At 59.8% G+C, this 16,866-nt stretch carries 14 protein-coding genes; 10 read left to right on the forward strand and 4 right to left on the reverse strand.

Annotated elements, in window-relative coordinates; translation table 11 throughout:
* Nucleotides 1-98 precede the first annotated feature (98 nt).
* A complete protein-coding gene (locus tag OJ996_RS19855) occupies nt 99-401 on the forward strand; it encodes a hypothetical protein (RefSeq protein WP_264515414.1) in 303 nt (100 codons plus the stop codon).
* Between the two features lie 8 nt (nt 402-409).
* Here OJ996_RS19855 and OJ996_RS19860 read toward each other — a convergent pair whose 3' ends face one another.
* Nucleotides 410-670, reverse strand: a complete 261-nt coding sequence (locus OJ996_RS19860) for a hypothetical protein (protein WP_264515415.1) — start codon at nt 668-670, stop codon at nt 410-412.
* 1,054 nt (nt 671-1,724) lie between these two features.
* Between OJ996_RS19860 and OJ996_RS19865 the strand changes: the two genes are divergently transcribed.
* A complete protein-coding gene (locus tag OJ996_RS19865; RefSeq protein ID WP_264515416.1) occupies nt 1,725-2,861 on the forward strand; it encodes a PQQ-dependent sugar dehydrogenase in 1,137 nt (378 codons plus the stop codon).
* A gap of 1,469 nt (nt 2,862-4,330) precedes the next feature.
* A complete protein-coding gene (locus OJ996_RS19870) occupies nt 4,331-4,768 on the forward strand; it encodes a DUF2383 domain-containing protein (RefSeq protein ID WP_264515417.1) in 438 nt (145 codons plus the stop codon).
* Nucleotides 4,769-5,070: 302 nt separating this feature from the next.
* Here the strand turns inward: OJ996_RS19870 and OJ996_RS19875 are convergent, their stop codons facing one another.
* Together OJ996_RS19875 and OJ996_RS19880 are read right to left on the reverse strand one after the other, a co-directional pair.
* The gene (locus tag OJ996_RS19875) at nt 5,071-5,955 is read right to left on the reverse strand and encodes a glucose 1-dehydrogenase (RefSeq protein ID WP_264515418.1); all 885 of its coding nucleotides are present in this window, start codon (nt 5,953-5,955) and stop codon (nt 5,071-5,073) included.
* 93 nt (nt 5,956-6,048) lie between these two features.
* A complete protein-coding gene (locus OJ996_RS19880; RefSeq protein WP_264515419.1) occupies nt 6,049-7,887 on the reverse strand; it encodes an alpha-amylase family glycosyl hydrolase in 1,839 nt (612 codons plus the stop codon).
* A gap of 233 nt (nt 7,888-8,120) precedes the next feature.
* Here OJ996_RS19880 and OJ996_RS19885 point away from each other — a divergent pair, with 233 nt between their 5' ends.
* Genes OJ996_RS19885 through OJ996_RS19900 form a run of 4 tightly spaced genes read left to right on the forward strand, consistent with a single transcriptional unit; the run spans nt 8,121 to nt 10,386 of the window.
* A complete protein-coding gene (locus OJ996_RS19885) occupies nt 8,121-8,618 on the forward strand; it encodes a DUF892 family protein (protein ID WP_264515420.1) in 498 nt (165 codons plus the stop codon).
* Nucleotides 8,615-9,235, forward strand: coding sequence for a DUF6766 family protein (locus OJ996_RS19890; protein WP_264515421.1), 621 nt, complete (start codon nt 8,615-8,617; stop codon nt 9,233-9,235). The genes OJ996_RS19885 and OJ996_RS19890 overlap by 4 nt, the downstream gene beginning before the upstream one ends.
* Before the next feature lie 12 nt (nt 9,236-9,247).
* The gene (locus OJ996_RS19895; RefSeq protein ID WP_264515422.1) at nt 9,248-9,784 is read left to right on the forward strand and encodes a hypothetical protein; all 537 of its coding nucleotides are present in this window, start codon (nt 9,248-9,250) and stop codon (nt 9,782-9,784) included.
* Nucleotides 9,785-9,831: 47 nt separating this feature from the next.
* A complete protein-coding gene (locus tag OJ996_RS19900) occupies nt 9,832-10,386 on the forward strand; it encodes a cysteine hydrolase family protein (protein ID WP_264515423.1) in 555 nt (184 codons plus the stop codon).
* Here OJ996_RS19900 and OJ996_RS19905 read toward each other — a convergent pair whose 3' ends face one another.
* Complete coding sequence (locus OJ996_RS19905; protein ID WP_264515424.1) at nt 10,387-13,140, reverse strand: PAS domain S-box protein; 2,754 nt, start codon at nt 13,138-13,140, stop codon at nt 10,387-10,389.
* A 706-nt stretch (nt 13,141-13,846) separates the two neighbouring features.
* Between OJ996_RS19905 and OJ996_RS26645 the strand changes: the two genes are divergently transcribed.
* The 3 genes from OJ996_RS26645 (at nt 13,847) to OJ996_RS19920 (ending at nt 16,786) form a co-directional block, all read left to right on the forward strand.
* A complete protein-coding gene (locus tag OJ996_RS26645; RefSeq protein WP_264515425.1) occupies nt 13,847-14,014 on the forward strand; it encodes a hypothetical protein in 168 nt (55 codons plus the stop codon).
* 85 nt (nt 14,015-14,099) lie between these two features.
* A complete protein-coding gene (locus tag OJ996_RS19915) occupies nt 14,100-14,792 on the forward strand; it encodes a response regulator transcription factor (RefSeq protein ID WP_264515426.1) in 693 nt (230 codons plus the stop codon).
* Between the two features lie 305 nt (nt 14,793-15,097).
* Nucleotides 15,098-16,786 (forward strand): 4-alpha-glucanotransferase, encoded by a 1,689-nt coding sequence (locus OJ996_RS19920; protein ID WP_264515427.1) that lies wholly within the window; start codon nt 15,098-15,100, stop codon nt 16,784-16,786.
* Nucleotides 16,787-16,866 lie beyond the last annotated feature (80 nt).

The raw sequence follows: 16,866 nt of genomic DNA on the forward strand, positions 1-16,866 counted from the left end.
AGCTAGCATCAGGGTCAAGGAACGGCGCCGCTTGACTCGGTCCGGCCAGGGGCGAGGGATAACGCATGGATTTCCCAGACGGATTCGATCCCCTCGGGGTGAAAGTGCTCACCTTGAATGGGTGCTATTTCGGGGACATGGACGCGGCCGTGGAGCGTTTTGCCGGGTTGTTCCCCAATGCGGAGCATCGTTACATGCTCTTCGAGGATTTCCCGGATATGTGCATCGCCCGGATCGAACCGGACCCGGGCGTTTCGGAACCCGATCACGCCCGGCTCCTGAAGCAACTTGAAGCGGTGGTCGCTGACCTTAGAGGATACCCTATCGAAGGAGGAGAGCTAGGCCCGCCTATTGGGGAATGGAAACCCCGGAACGCGGACGCGTGGAAACAAGACGACTAGCGCCCAGTTCAATACCGGTCCTCCGCTGTAGCCGGACCAATCACGACCCGTCCCTCTCTGACCTCGATCATCCTCTTTACTGCGGCAGCCATTTGGTCATGCGTCGCATCGGTGCCCATCATCTCCAGCGCGTCGTCGAGGACCGGTGCCACCGAGCGAAACCGGATGTGGCGGTTCTCCGCCATGAAGCGATCAAGGAAAGCACCGAGGAAGCCGAGGGCTGAAACGCGATTCGCACTCCGTGCACTGCTAGAAATCAGAATGTTCATGGCGGGCCCTGTCGCAATTGCCATGCCTCGGCTCTAAATCGTCGGTTCAGGGGATTTTTTGGGAGTTCTGGTGGCAAAATTCACCCCGCTATTTGCAGGTCGCGCGATCCCGAGGCGCATTCCGCCATAAATACGTCCAGTTAGAGCTGGTATATTCTCTGCGAAGAGCGCGGGCATGTTCAAGATCCCCTTACTGCATATCGTCTCCGATCCAAGCCTGTGGATTCCTGTCGCATTGGTCGCGACCTTCGTTCCAGCGACGTTTGCCCTGCGCTCATGCGACGAAGTCGGGGAGGCCTCATCCGCCGCAGCGTATGTGGCAGAGCCTTCCACCTCTACCCCTACCCCCGACCTCCCCCAAAAATGAAGCTCGCCCGACCCGACTTGGAGGCCGAAACGGTGAGCGTCGGCGGCACCGCGAGGACCTCTCCTCATGAATGTCTGCCCGGTGACTGGATCTTCGCCGAACTTGTCCCCGAATGGGGGCCAAGCGGCATCGCTACCTATGTCCATCCTACCCCGGGCACAAGTTCAAGCGCTTCGCGCGGCGTCTGCGGCCAGATGATGACGAAGAAAAGGACGCGTGGGTTCTCAAGCCCTAGGACCCAAATCGGAGGTTATGACCCGCGGGACACACTCCTCTCGACTACGGCAAAGGCTGAGGCATCTCACGATGGGTGGTTATCGCAACAATATCTAAAGCCGCGAACTAAATCATGAAAACGGCATGTAGGCATTGCCCCAGTGCCCTGCAAATCTCAAAGTGCCCCCCGTCCGAAACGACCTGAAAGTCCATGAAGATGCCTTGTCAAGATTGACCTGTCGCCGACACTGCTCGCATCGTCGCTGGCCAGATCGCCGGGCCCTGCTTGCCCTTATTGAAGCTAGGCTGTTCGGCGCGGATGGAAGGAAGTTCAAAATCGGCACCTTCGCAGGCAGTGCAGATCGAAGCACCACGGTGCATGCTGCGCGACTCGGATTGGCTACGTGCAATCATTCTCTTAGTAGAATGCCTTAGCTGATGTGACTACAGAGATGGCATCGAACCGGTAAAGTGAGCAATTCATCGATGATTATTACCCCACCTACCACCCTAGCCGTTACCCTTGTTTTAGCGCTCCCCGTCTTCTCCGAGGAGCCGACTACATCGACGATCACTGGCAACATCTTCAGGCCTGTCCAACTAACGGCAACCGATGAGAGGATTGCCGGGCTGAAAATTGCCGACGGTTTCAAGCTTTCGGTATTCGCACGCGATCTCGACAAACCTCGAATGATGGCCGCTGACTCCCAAGGCCGTGTCTACGTCACACGCCGCGGCGAGAAGGGAGATATTCTCCTACTCGAAGACCCAGACAAGGATGGGGCGGCCGAGGCGCCTCGCAAGGTTCTTGAGCTGCCACACGTCCACGGGATTGCCATCAAGGGTAGCACGGTCTTTCTAGCGACGATCAGGGAAGTGTACTCAGCTCCGCTATCCGACGACGGAGGAATCGGACAACTGAAGCTCCTCTACGAGGGGTTGCCGGACGCCGGACAGCACCCGAACCGGACTTTGGACTTCAGCCCGGATGGCGAACTGTTTCTGTCGGTGGGAAGCGCAGCGAACGCGGCTGCGGAACCCAACAAGGAGAGCGCCACGATGCTCTGGATCGATCTTGAAGGGAAGACGCGGGATATCTTCGCAAGCGGACTTCGAAACACCATCGGATTCGATTGGCATCCCGTGACAGGAAAGTTCTATGGGATGGATCACGGCATCGATTATCTAGGAGACGACGCGCAAAAGGAGGAGCTGAACGAGCTGAAGAAGGGCAAGAAATACGGGTGGCCTTTCGTTTATGAAGATGGGAAGGCGAACTTGGAGGACGATCCGAAGGAAACCACCGGAATGAATTGGGATGAATATGCGGAGCTTTGCGAGCCCAGTGTCCTGACCGCCACCGCTCACAGCGCGCCCATGGCGCTCCTGTTTCCATCCGCAACGAACTTCCCGAAGGCATTCCACGGTGATGCCTTGGTTACCTTTCACGGGTCGTGGAACCGATCCAAACCGAGCGGCTACTCCGTAATGCGTTTACGCTTCAAAGACGGAGCACCGGACAAGTTTGAAGATTTCCTGACAGGGTTTGTCCGTGGCGACGGGCAGTTCGGTCGTCCCTGCGGACTCCTGGAGTTGAAAGACGGATAGGTCTTGCTGAGCGACGACGGCGGCGGCGTAATTTACCGGATTACAAGCGAAGGCGACGCGGCATCGGCGGAATAATGCCCAACGATTACTATAAAGACCACCGACCTTTCAGAGCAAGAGAGGCTGGAAGAGCCGAAGTCACTGCGGATCAGTGATGAACTAACGCTTACGCAAAACATACCCATTTTGTCGGAGGATCTGCAGGGAGGGATTTAAATTTGTTGATGAGACCGGGGACTGCCCTCGCGTCCCAATGGAATGCGATCGAACGGTTTATTAGGGTTCCATGCTCGAATTGGGGTTCGGAACAATGGTCTCTGATTCGGTCGCTTCGGCACAACTCTGTTCGTGCAATCTGCCCGCGCTTGAAACTGCGCATCTAATCCCCTTGTTAGATCCGGATGTTAAGCGAGCTTCGACACGTTCTTTCCCCGGATCAAAGGACTCGCTGGCACCGTATCCCCCATGGTGCCAGCGGGTTCAACCCTAGCAGATGTCGCTTCCTTAAAGGGCGACCGGTGACCAAAGACTCGCCTCCCCAGGAAGCCCTCGACACCCCGGCCGCAGATCGCTCATGACAGCCTGCAAGCGCCCTGAGTCTCCCGCGTCATCTATAAGAATTTAAGCGTTTTCGTGGCATGTCGGCATCATCGGCTAGCTCCCAAATCGCTCCGCCACCCACGTCGATGTGCAAAGCGGCCACCGGCGGTTGGGCCGGTGACCGCTCGCGACGGCCGGAGAGTCCCCCCGGATATCGCCGGCCTGTCGTGACTATCCCGATAGGGACCATCCCCTCCGATTTAACCGCTCCGGTAGGCGATTCAAGTCCATTTGATTAAGCAGATTTCGTATTCTCTCTTTGTTGCCTTTCGACTCACGAGCCCATAACCATCAACGGTCTTTTCTCGTGGGACCGGAAACCTACTTTCAATCCCTTTGAAGGGCAAAAGTGGTGTAGTGCAAGCTGGTTGCCACGGGGCGGGCCGGTCCCGTTGGGGGTGTCCGGCCCGCTTCTCCTCCATCAATCGCTGCACCTTTCCCTATCCCTCGCCTCCAACCCTGCGCTCCATGCCCGGCCATCGGCCTTCGGCACCCTAAACGCCGCGCAAAAGTAGCCAGGGAGCAGCCATCATCAGATGGCCACCGATGATCAAGATCACGGCAACTGCTAACCGGCGCGACCACAGGCGGAGCAAGAATCGGCTGGAACGAGTTGGCATAGCTTCCCCGGAGACGTCGGGGGAACGATTTTTCTAACAGTGATATGTTTCTCCGCTAGGTTCATCTCTTCGCTCTTTCAGCGTTAACGGTTCCTGAGCTCCTATCAGTGCAGCTTGCCACCCCACGTATCGCATCCTGCATCTGGAGCAATCCGTTTCTTCGTTCTGGAGCCTGTTGCTTGCTGGCCCTCCTCCTGCTCATCACCCGGACTCCGGATTCCCCGGGCCTAATACGAAACGATCAAGTCAATGAACTCCACCGAAGACTGCATCGACACCTTCAATAGCCTGCTCCGTGGCGAACTCTCCGCCGTTGAGAACTACAACCAAGCTATCGAGAAGTTCACCAACGAGCCGGAACTAGGCGACTTGCAGGCCATTAAGGCGGATCACCAGGAAGCCGTCGGCATCCTTCGTCAGCATGTCTCCCATATGGGCGGCACTCCGGCCGAGGACTCGGGCGCATGGGGCACCTTCGCGAGGGCCGTCGAAGGCGGAGCGAAGCTGCTTGGCGAATCGCTGGCCCTTTCCGCTCTCATCGCCGGCGAGGAGCACGGCATCTCCGAATATCAGGAAGCACTCGAGCAGCAGGGGGCGATGGAAGAAATCAAAGAGCCCATCCGCTCCAAGCTGCTCCCCGCGCTCGAAAAGCACATCAACGCTCTCAAGCGCCTGCAGCACCTCTGATTTCCCTCCATTTCATGGGTAGGTGGCGGTAAGGTCCGTCTTATCGGCCGAACCGGCCACCGAACTCTCCCCTGAGATTACCGCGTACCAGGTGGGGAGGCAGTACAACGCAATCTCGGCATCCTCCGGGGGGACCAGGCCCGCCATCGGATCTGGCCCTCCAAATAACGAAAGGCCTGATGTAGCGACGCATCCTGATAACGAGCCGCGAATTCCAACTAGAAATCGCAGAATGCGTACGCTGCCACGCTGGCGACCCGTCCGCCGGCCCCAGCTTGGGGCAAGATCCTATCTGAGCAACCCTACCCGTTAATGATCTCTCCCCCATTGGGATGGAGAACTTGACCGGTGATGTAGCTAGCGGCGTCGCTAGCCAAGAAGACGAAACACTCGGCGCATTCCCAAGGTTCCCCAGCACGACCCAGCGGGCTGTCCGATCCAAAAGTCGCCACCTCATCCGCTGGAAACGTTGCCGGGATTAATGGGGTCCAGATCGGGCCTGGTGCCACCGCATTCACCCTTATTTTCTCTTTAGCGAGTTGCCCGGCCAACGACCTGGTGAAGCTTACGATTGCTCCCTTGGTCGCCGAGTAATCTAGCAATTTCGGGCTTCCGCGATAAGCCGTTACCGATGTGGTATTAATGATTGCCGCTGCACGTGATTTCATAAGCTCCGGGAGAGCCGCGGCGGTTAAGTGGAACATGGCAAAAATGTTCGTGCGGAACGTCCTCTCCAATTGGTCTTCGGTGATGTCCGCAATGGATTCCTGAGGATGCTGCTCCGCGGCATTGTTAACCAAGATGTCCAGCTTGCCGAAGGTCTGAAGGGTGACAGCGATCGCCTCTCGGCAAGCTTCCCGCTGACCGATGTCAGCTTTGTGGAGAAGGCATCGTTGTCCCTTTTCATGGATCAAAGCAGCGGTGGCACGGGCGTCCTCATCCTCTTCCAAGTAGATGATCGCAATGTCCGCGCCCTCACGCGCGAATGCCACCGCCGTCGCCCTTCCGATACCGGAGTCGCCTCCCGTGATGATCGCGACGCGGCCAGCCAAGCGCCCGCTGCCCCGTAGTTCCGGGTTCTCGAAGACCGGCGATGGATTCATCTCACCCTCACGTCCTGGCTGCTTGGCCTGCTCCTGCTCGGGACGCTGAGGGTGCTCGTGTTCACCTTTGGATTTGTTGCTCATCTGTTCGGCCGAAATTGCGTTGAAGATTCCTGAAGTGGATTCGTGGCCATTAATTGCATCTACCGTGCCGATGGCTTCCTGAGCTTCGGATGCTTAGCTCCTTTCCCAGTTGTCTCGCCATTTGGCGCAGCGGTTGGCGAGAATGAGGCGACGGCGGACGAGGAGATTTTCGCGGCAAGGGGCAGCATCGCGCTCCGGGGGGAGGATGACGTACTTGTAGCCTGCAACCTTGCCGGCGGAGGCTTTGAAGACGAGTTCGCCGAACCATGTGTTGTTGTTGATACATTCGAGCTCAATGCCTTCATTGAGGTCCCATGAGCCCAGTTCCTCGCAATCGCCGATGACGAGGACGCGGTCGCCCGGGTTGGTGGGGGCACCGTTGAGAAGGAGGCGGACCTTGGTGTCGCCCTGCAGGGTCTGCTCGGGGCGGGAGATCACGATGGCGGATTCCTTGCCCAGTTCGAGGGTGGCCTTGCCATCCTGCGTGACGACGCGGGCATCGCCGAGTAGACAGCGATACTCGCCGTCTGGCAGAGCCAGATTCTCTAGTTCCAGAGTGCGGGCCTCGCCCTTGTTCAAGATGACGAGGCAGCAGGATGATCGATAGGAACGCTCGAACACGTAGGTGTTTTCGTCGATCCAGCGAGGCCGTTGGCCGCCGAACTGTATCGCTTCGTTCTGGCGTCGTTCCGCGGCGAGGATGCCGATGATGCGAGTGGCCTCAGTGAGCTCCCAGCGTTCCATCATCGGGCGGTTGTAGGGGTCATTGCCGCCATCGGTGTCGTTATGGAGGTACTGCTCGCAACCGTAGTAGAGGCAAGGAATGCCACGGGAGAGGAGGAGTAGCACCAGGGCGAGTTCCAACTGCCGATCCGAAACTCCGAGCGACTGGAGGCGAGGCATATCGTGGTTCTCGAAGAAGGTGACCAGCTCGGTGGCGCAGGAGTATTTGCCGTCGCATTCCAGAACACGGCTCAGGGCATTGAAGCCACGCCCATCCTGCGCCGCGAAGCAATCGCGGATGGCGTGGCAGAGACCAAAGTCGAGAATCGACATGCCGGAGCGGTTGGAGAACTCTACCGAGAGCTCGTCCTCTGGGTCACTGTTGATCCATTCCCCGAATCGGAAAACCTCCGGATTCGCTGCATCGGTGTCTGCACTGAATTCCTGCCAGAACCAGAGCGGCATGTGCTTCACGGTGTCGATTCGGAGGCCATCCACCCCCTTGCCGAGCCAGAGCCTCACCGCTTCCTTGATGTAGTTGCGGAAGAGAATGTTATTTTCATTGAAGGTAGCCAGCCCCCCGATCTCCTTGTTCTGAAGCTGCCATTCGTCACACCAATCGGTGACCTCACCGTAATGGTGATACCAATGGTCCACGTCATTGTCGAAGTCCGCGACCAGCTTGCCGTCGTCATAGAGCTTCCCCTTCCCTGCCGCAGTCTGCGGCGAGCTGTGGTTGCAGACGAAATCGAGAATGAACTTCATCTCCTGGTCATGCATGCGCGCCAAGAGTGCATCAAAGACTGTGTCGTTGCGCGTGAAGATGCGTTTCTCCTCGGGGTGATTCATCCAGCGCGGGTTGATGCGCTTGAAGTCGCTGGTCCAGTAGCCGTGGATGGGAGCGCGCGGCTCGGAATCGCCATTCGTCATTGACTCCACCTGCTCGAAAAGCGGGGTGCTCCACAACGCCCCGATGCCGAAAGAGCGGAGGTAGTCCAGCTTGTCGAGCAGTCCTTGGAGGTCGCCGCCCCAATACTTGTTCCACTGCTTGCGTTCGGGATCTAGCATGCCGTCGTTTTCGCGGGGCTTGTCCGGTGAGCCCTCGTGGAATCGATCGAGGACAATGAAGTAGATGGTCTGGGCGCGGAACTCAGCATCCGAGCCGGTAAGCACTTCAAGTTCGCTGGTATCCGGGGTGCTGGTTGACATGGCTTCGGGAAACTCGAGGGCTCGCTATCGCAGGTGCCGTACCGCGGGATGAAGCCCATATCTTGTTAGATCGGGTCCGGGCGTGAGGGCTGTCAGCCAGTGCGAGTTGCACGTCCAAGGTGCTTGCTGCACGCGCTGGCGTCCTTTCCCGCCCCATTCCATACCCGAGGGTCTAGGCCTCCGGGACGTGGGCCGTTTGGTATTGCCGCTGCGAAGGGACTCCACCGCAGGCCATGAAGATTCAAAGCAGTGAAGACGTCCTAAAAGACCAGCTCAACGATCTCCATAGCTGCGAAACTCAAGCAGACGAGAGTTGGCCGGACCTGGCCAAGGCGGCCACGAACGAGGCTTTGCGCTCGAACCTGCTCCAAACCAAGGAGGCGGCGGCAAGGCACCTGCAAACGCTGGCTTTCGTCTCCGAATTGGTAGGTCACCAACCTTCAGGGGACCCGTGCAAAGCGATGCAGGGATTAATCGAGGGAGGCGACGAGCATCTTGCGATCGCCGAAGCCGCAGCGACCCGCGACCTGCTGCTGGTCGCCCACTGCAATCGGATCCTGCACTATGAAGTCGCCGCCTTCGGTTTTGCTTCGGCCTTGGCCCGCTCGGTTGGTTACCGAGAAGCCGCTGAAGCATTGTGCGTAGTCTTCTCGGAGAAACTGGCCCAATCAGCGGAACTCGCGCATGTGGCAGCCGCCGAGTTCGGAATCAACCTGGGAGGTAGCGCATGAGGCGCGCACTCAGGGACCATGGGCTAAGCCTTACCCTCGGGTTCCTGTTTCTCCTATTCTGGGCCTGCCAAGCGGTGGCCGGGCACGCGGTCTTCAACGAAGATCTAGAAACGCACGGGCAGGCAGCGATCTCGCTGACGGCGTATCTCGCCAGCGGCCACTTCTGGCAAGCTACGGGCGAAAACTGGGAAAGCGAGTTCCTCCAGATGGGGGCCTATGTGATCCTGACCGCTTACCTCTTCCAGCGGGGATCAGCCGAATCCAATGATCCCGACCAAGCCGACAAGATCGCCAAGGAGCGGCAAAGCAAGCCCGCCCCTTGGTTGTACAGGAACTCCCTATCACTGGCTTTCCTCGGCCTATTCCTCGTGTCCTTCGGCATCCACGCCGCAGGAGGCTGGAAAGAATTCAATGCCGAGAGGGTCGAGCACGGCGAAGAACCCGAACCCTTCGCGGCGTTCCTAGGCGACGCCGAATTTTGGTTCCAGTCGTTCCAGAACTGGCAGAGCGAGTTCCTCGCGGTGCTCTCGATCGTTATTCTCAGCATCTTCCTGCGCCAGAACGGGTCTCCGGAAAGCAAGAAGGTGAACGACCCCGACTCCAAAACCGGCACCTAGCCTTCAATCATTATGGACGACAAACTAAGCCGTTATCTCAACGATCATCTGGCCGGATCCGCCGGAGCCGTGGACCTCATCGAAGCCATCGCCAAGGCGTGCGAAGAAGACGAGGACATCGGCTTCTACCGCGAACTCGGTCGCAAAGTTGAACAGGACCGGAAGGTGCTGCATGAGCTAATCCTGGCCACGGGCAAGAAGAGCAGCAGGGTGCTCGAAACAGCGGGAAAGATCACCGCCAAGGCCGGACGTCTCAAGCTGATGTGGGAGGGTCTGGAGCCGGGTGATCTGGGACTTTTCGAAGCGCTGGAGATGCTGGTGCTGGGCATCCAAGGCAAACGCATCCTCTGGGTGGTATTGCGGGAACTCCAGCCGTGGACCCCGGAATGGGAAGATATCGACTTCGCAGCCTTGGAGGCGGAAGCGATCGCGCAGCGGGACGCGGTCGAGGAACGGCGGGTGACCGCCGCCATGGATGCGCTACTGAGCCCGGAGCGGCGCGCCGCCAAGCTTCCAGAGATGGAGACGCAGGTTCTATCCTCCCGATGACAAGCGGGCGGATGCAAGCGCGGTGATCCGTGCGATGTTTCAATGCCATGAAGATTCCAAGTCGCCATGCGCTTCTCCTGATCGACGTGATCAACGACATGGCCTTCCCGGAGAGCGAGGCCCTGCTCAAGCATGCCCTGCCAGCGGCCAAGAAGATCGCCGCGCTGCGCAAGCGGCTGAAGAAAGCCGGGGTGCCAGTGATCTACGTGAACGACAACTTCGGGCACTGGCAATGCGACTTCCAATCGCAGATCAAGCGCTGCAGCTCGCCCGAATCTCCGGGGAGGGAGGTCGCGAAGCTGCTGCTGCCGGAGGATGACGATTACTTCGTGCTCAAGCCGATGCACTCGGGATTCTACTCCACCTCCCTGGACGTACTGCTGCGTTTCCTCCAAGCGGAGACCCTCATTCTCGCGGGTTTCGCCGCGGATATCTGCGTGCTGTATACGGCAAACGACGCCTATATGCGCGACTTCGCGCTGGTGGTGCCGACGGACTGCGTGGCCTCCGAAGATGCGAAGGGCACGCGGCAAGCGTTGGATCACATGAAGAACCGGCTGAAGGCGCGGGTGATGGAGTCCCGCTACCTGCACTGCGGATGATCAAAGTGCAGGCAAGGGCAGCCCAGCACGAATGGTGGTACCGGCGCCGGGGGCTGACTCGATTGCGAGCGAGCCGCCGAGCGAGTTCAAGCGCTCGCGCATGCCCAGCAATCCCAAGCGACCTTTTCCACTGACGGGCTCGAAGCCGCGGCCATTGTCCGAGATCATGAGCAGGACTTCCCCGTCTGCGTCAAGATGCAGGTCCACCTTGGTAGCCGAGGCGTGGCGCGTGACATTGGCCAGGGCCTCTTGGACGACACGATACAATGCGATTTCAGCATCGGGCGGGAGACGCAGGTCGCTCCAAGTGCCGGTGTGCAGGTGCGAAGCGATCCCGGTTTTATTGCTCCAATCCTGAAGATAGTGCCGAAGCGCGACTTCCAAGCCGAGATGGTCTAGCTCGGAAGGCCGTAGCTCCCAAGCCCGACGGTGAACCGCCCGGATCAGTTCATCCACGCGGCCCATGAGTGACTCGAAGACATCCTTTTGCACCAGTTCGGGGTGCTCGTCGGTGAGTTGCCTGCGCAAGTTATCGATCTCCATGCGCATGGTCACCATGTGCTGGGACAGGTCATCATGCAGATCGCGGGAAAGCCGGGCCCTCTCTTCCTCCTGAGAACTGACCAAGCGGGACAGCAAGGTGCCGCGCTCCTCCTCCAAGCGCTCCCGCTGGCTGACCTCCCGCTGGAGGTCCTGCATCGCTTCGCGCAGTTCACGGGTGCGATCCTGAACGCGGGTTTCCAAGAGATCGTGGGCGGCTTGGAGTTCCTGGGCCTGGATCTTGCGCTCGGTGATATCGGTGGCGGTGCCAAACCAGCCGATGACGAGTCCCTGATCGTCGAAGTGGGGAACATTCCGGACAATGAACCAGCGGTAGCTGCCATCGCAGGCGCGCAAGCGCACCTCCGCATCGAGGATCCGGCCTCCCTGCAGCGCGGAGTTCCATTCCTGAAGCAAGGCTTCCGCATCATCCGGATGAATGAAGGCCTGCCAGCCGGAGCCGAGAGATGCGGCGGGATCGGCAGCGGTGTAGTCGAACCAGCGGCGGTTAAAATAGGCGGCATCGCCGGCCGGAGTATTCGACCAGACGATCTGCGGCATGGAATCGGCAAGGAGGCGGAAACGTTGCTCGCTGTCGCGAACCGCGGCTTGGGCGACGCGTTGCTCGGTGAGATCGCGAGCGACCTTTACGTAGCCCTTCACCAGATCTCCTTCTTCCAATGGTGACATCACCCCGGAAACCCAGAAGCGGCGACCGTCTTTTCGCAGGTGCCAGCGTTCGTCGGCGGCATGGCCTTTCGTTCTCGCAATGACAAACTCGGCCTGCGGGATGCCCGCCGCCTGATCCTCGGGAGTGAAAATCATGCCGACATGGCGACCAAGGACCTCTTCCGGCCCGTAGCCAAAGATGTGCCGCGCGCCCGTGTTCCACCCGGTGATGAGGCCTTCGACATCGGTGGTGATGATCGCGTAGTCCCGGACGCTATCCATCACCAAGCGGAGATTTACCTCGGAAGCCAAGAGATCGGCCTCCATTTTCCGGCGCTCGGTAAGGTCGACCGTGACGGCAAGGATGGAAACCTCCTCACGACCCGGGACCTGCAGCGCGGAGAAAGAGCTATTCGCCCAGACGATCCTCCCATCCGGCCGGACATAGCGCTTATCGATCGAGACAGGATGGCCGGTTTCCAAGACGCTGCGGAAGCCGGCGAGGGTTTCGCCAACGTCATCGGGATAAGTCACATCCGCCGGGCGCAGGTGCATCAGATCCTCCCGGGAGCGGCCCAAGAGATCGCAGAGGCGGTTGTTCACCCGCAGGAAGGAGCCCTCCGCGGAGACTTCGGCAATGCCGACCGGAGCTTCCGCAAAGATGGCGGCGAGCTGGGCCTGCGATGCCCTAAGATCTTCCTCGGAGCGGGCGCGCTCGATGCAATCAGAGGCGATCCATGCAAGCAGGTCAAGGTGGCGGAGCTCGTGCTCCTCGTAAGTGCGCGCCTCCGTGGCGTAGGTGGAGAGCAGTCCCAACAGGCGACCTTGGCTGGAAATAATCGGGATGGCCTGCACTGCCCGGATATCCTGCGAGAGAAGCAAGCGGATCTCGTCCGAGTGAGCCGTCTCCTGCTCTGCGGCGAGATCGCCGAGAAAGTAGTGCCGTCCACCTGCAAGCTCCGCTTGGCAGGCGGGAGCCAAGGTGATGGCCCCCAAGCCGGAGAGCAGGGGCGCGGCGAGGCCGGAATGAGCGGCGAGGTCCAAGCGGCCGCCCGGGTCCAAGAGGCGGATGCAGCCGCCCGTCATGCGGGAGATGAAGAGCGTGGCCTCGAGGATCTCCGTCAGCATCTCCCCCAGTCTACGGCTCCGCATCAGCCTGCGGTTCAGGTCGTGGAGGCGCTTCATGCCTTCGAGATCGGCCAAGGCCTTATCCAACTGATCCGGAGGTTCCGCGGAAGAGGAGAGCGGGACGAAGAGAATGCGACAGAGTATGCGGGAGGGATCCGGCACGCGCCGGGCCACGATGAGGTGACGCCGTGGCGGCAAGCCGATGCTGCTCTCAAAAGCGACAGAAGGCTCATCGGCAAGAATGGGTCTCAAGCGCTGCAACCACTCTTCGTCCCCATGCGCGGGCAGCGACTGCGATAGCAGGGTGCCCCGGGCGAGTTGCTGCCCCTCCGCTCCGGAGGGAAGGACATTGCAACTGATGACCCGCCAATCCCCGCCGGGCATCTCCGGGGTGGTGACTGCCTCGCAAAGGAGCACGCTCAGAACTCCGATAGGAAGCCAATGCTCCCCCTCCATTCCCGACTCCATAGGGGTCCGAACAGGGTGGCCCCGATCTGGGAGAGAAGTCACTCGACCCTACCCTAGACCATAAGGGGGGCCGCGCCAAACCAGAATGTAGCACGCGGATCAGGAAGTTAAGCACCCGCGAGGCGGAAACAGAAATGGCGGGCGGGCCGGCGACAGAAGGAAGTGATACGGAGAGCCATGAGCCTGAGCCTGTCAGGCATATTGGGGGGCGTCTCTAAGGGAAGTCTACAGCCAGATCTAAGCGAAAACCTTAGGCTCTCGATTCGAGCTTTGAAAATGAAGGTGAAAGACGGGGAACAAACCCTGCAAGCATTGCAGGAAACGTGTTCGCTTAGAAAAAGTAAGCGATCCGCTTAGTTGAGATGATGGGATTCGCTTACGTGCCGCAGGTTGCCTCGGGGGTTATGAGGCCCTCAAATGCTACCCAGCCCCATCTCGACCGCCTGAAAGGTTAAGGTTGAGTCCCGCCTCGCTCATCCAGTCCGCTCCAAAACCTCTTCTCTACCCAATGCACGTCCTACCTTACGCCAATCTGGAGGACGTTCGCTATGCGATCCGCCATCGCTGTTTAATCTCCTTCTCCTACAAGCGGGAGCGGATAACAGCCGAACCTCACTTGTTGGGAAACTTTCAGAAGACACATGCCTTAATTCTCGTGGCATGGAAAACGGAGCCGGAGGAAGGCTGGGATCACTACCGTTACGCTCAGATCCGCGACTTCGAGGTGCTCAGGGAACGTTTCTACCATTTCAGGACCGGCTTTACCCCCCATGACCGGAAGATCGTGGGCATCGACACGATGGTGAGCGGTTACCCGCGCTAAGGGCTTTCACGCGACGGCGACGATCCTTGCAAGGCTGCTCCTGCGCGGCTATGGATGAAGATTCGCGCCGGAGCGAGCACTGATCATGAATACGATTTATCTCGTCGACGATCACCCGATGCTCCGCGGGGGATTGAGCCATATCGTCCAGCAGGACGGCCGCTTCCAGATCTGCGGAGAGGCCTCCACCGCGATGCAGGCGATGAATGAGATCCCGCAACTGCGCCCGGACGTGGTGGTGATGGACATCACTCTTCCGGACAAGAGCGGGCTGGAACTCATCAAGGACCTGCTGGCACTGCACCCGACCCTGCGGGTGCTGGTCTTCTCAATGCACGACGAAATGCTGTATGCGGAGAGGGTGATCCGCGCAGGAGGCAAGGGCTATCTGGTGAAGGGATCCGACAGCGAGCAATTCACGCAAGCGCTACGCGAAGTGATCGGCGGCGGGATCTACCTCAGCGAGCGAGTCTCAGCACATATCCTGAACCGGATGTCGGTAGGGCATAACCGGGAGCCAGCCTTCGGCCCGGCGACGCTGACCGATCGCGAGCTGGAGATCTTCCAAATGCTCGGGCAGGGCCTAGGGACGCCGCAGATCGCGGCGAAGCTACACATCAGCCCCCGCACAGTGGATGCACATCGGAACAATATCCGGATGAAGCTCTCCCTGCCGGATGCGGCGGCAGTGCTGCGGGAAGCGGTGATCTGGGTGGAGTCGGGGGGGCTCGAAGGTTCCACGGCTGAGTCGTCCAGAAGTAGCAAGTCTGGGGAATGAAGTCTGCCTCAGAATACGATGGTGCTAGTAGCACGCATCGAGCTTCTTCCGTTTAAGAGCAGACCGACGTTCCTCCGGGGCGGAGCGGAATTGGGCGGACTGGTCGCGCGCCGCAGGATGCAGAATGAGGATGGGTTAGCGGCAACCTGCAAGAATGAGGGGCTTCCGAGTTTCGCTGCGCCCCGCAGATACCGTTGGCGCGGTTCATGCGAGGTCCGGAGTTCGCGCAACACCATGCAGAGCCTCGAGATAAAGGGCGTGCGCCTGCCCCCGCCGAAAGACTTTCCCAAGCCATGAACCAGACGATGCTCAATCGACGACGTGCCGGCCTCCTCGTGCCGGTGTATGCGCTGCGCCGGGACGGCGACTACGGCATCGGTGATACTGCTGCGGTGAAGGAGGCAATCGATTTCTGCGCGGATCACGGATTCAGCGTGCTGCAGATCCTTCCAGTGCACGAGACGATCGGCGATCATAGCCCATACAATCCGATCAGCTCGCGCGCCCTCGCGCCGGCGCTGCTAACGATCGCTCCGGAGGAGGTGCCCGGCCTCAGCGAGGAGATGATGGCGCAGGCAGCACCGGAGGCGTGGCTGACCCAGCTGCGGGAAGGCAAGGTGCGGCAAGAAGCGGTGCACCCGTTGAAGGCCCAGATCCTTCTGGCGGCCTCGTATCAATTCAACGCGCAGGGTGAGGTCGCGCTGCGGGAGGAATTCGAATGCTTCCTCAAGGCGCAGGCCTCCTGGTTGGACGCATACGCACTCTTCCGGCTGCTGGTGCGGGAATATGAGGGAAATACGCACTGGGATGATTGGCGACCGGAGCACCGCTCCTACGAGGCGGCGCAGAGCTGGCTGTCGCAGCATCCGGCGCGGGAGGATCTCGAAGAGCTCCGGAGAGGCTTCTCCTTCATCCAGTGGGTGGGCTACCGCCAATGGAAGGCAGTGCGCCGACATGCAGACGCACGCGGGATTCTGGTGATGGGTGAGATGTCCTTCGGCGTCGGCCAAAGCAGTGCGGATGTGTGGGCGAATTCCACACTCTTCGACACGGAATGGAGCATGGGAACACGGCCGCTGGCACACTTCGACACGACGAAGGATGCGGAGCGGTGGGGGCAGAACTGGGGGCTGCCGCCGTATCGATGGGAAAACCATCGCTCCAGCGGGTTTGCTTGGCTGCGAGGGCGCGTGGAATGGGAGAAGGAGTTCTTCCACGCATGCCGGATCGATCATCTACGGGGCTATTTCCGTGCTTACATGTTCCCGTGGCGTGGCGGGGCGGCCCATGTCGAGTTCTCCGCGCTGACCGAAGAGGAAGCGGCGGAGAAGACGGGCGGGCTGCTGCCGCGCTTCGTGCCCGGACCGGACGAAGATCCGTTGACGGCGGGGATGAACGAGCTGCAAGGGCGGGAGGTGATCGGCCAGATCATCGATGCGGCCGGAGAGATGGATCTGGTGGCGGAGATCATGGGCGAGATGCCCGATTACATGCGTCGTACGCTGGACGAACTCGAGTTGGCGAACCTTTCTTTTCCACAACTGCTGAGAAGGGCAGACGAACGGGTGATCGCTCCAGAAGCTTTTCGAGAGTTCAGCCTGGCCACCTATGCGAACCACGATAACGCGCCGCTCGCTTCGCTATTCCACCAGCTTTCGACGGAATCGAGGGACGATCCCGAGGGAAAATCGGCGGAGGACCTGGAAGCGCTTTTGACCTTCGCGGGTCTGCACGAGCACGGCCCGGAAACCTTGGATGATGTGAGTCTAGCAGCGCTGCAAGCGGCGCTCTTCCAGACCCGGGCGAGACTGGCGATACTGATGTGCAGCGATCTCTTGGGAATCCCGCTGAGATTCAACCTGCCGGGGAGCTATGGCCGCGGAACCTGGAGCGACCGCTTGGAGATGCCTCTGAGAAGCTATGCGCTTCATCCGGTATACGGGCCGAGAATCCGCGCGGCGGTGACTCATGCTAGCGAGAGCAGACGGGTGTAAAACGAAGGATCTCACGGCGGTATCTCTGGGTACTGAACTGCCGGAGAACCGCCGTGAGCCTCGGGGGGATGGTGCAAATG

Source organism: Luteolibacter rhizosphaerae, assembly GCF_025950095.1.
GTDB lineage: Bacteria > Verrucomicrobiota > Verrucomicrobiia > Verrucomicrobiales > Akkermansiaceae > Haloferula > Haloferula rhizosphaerae.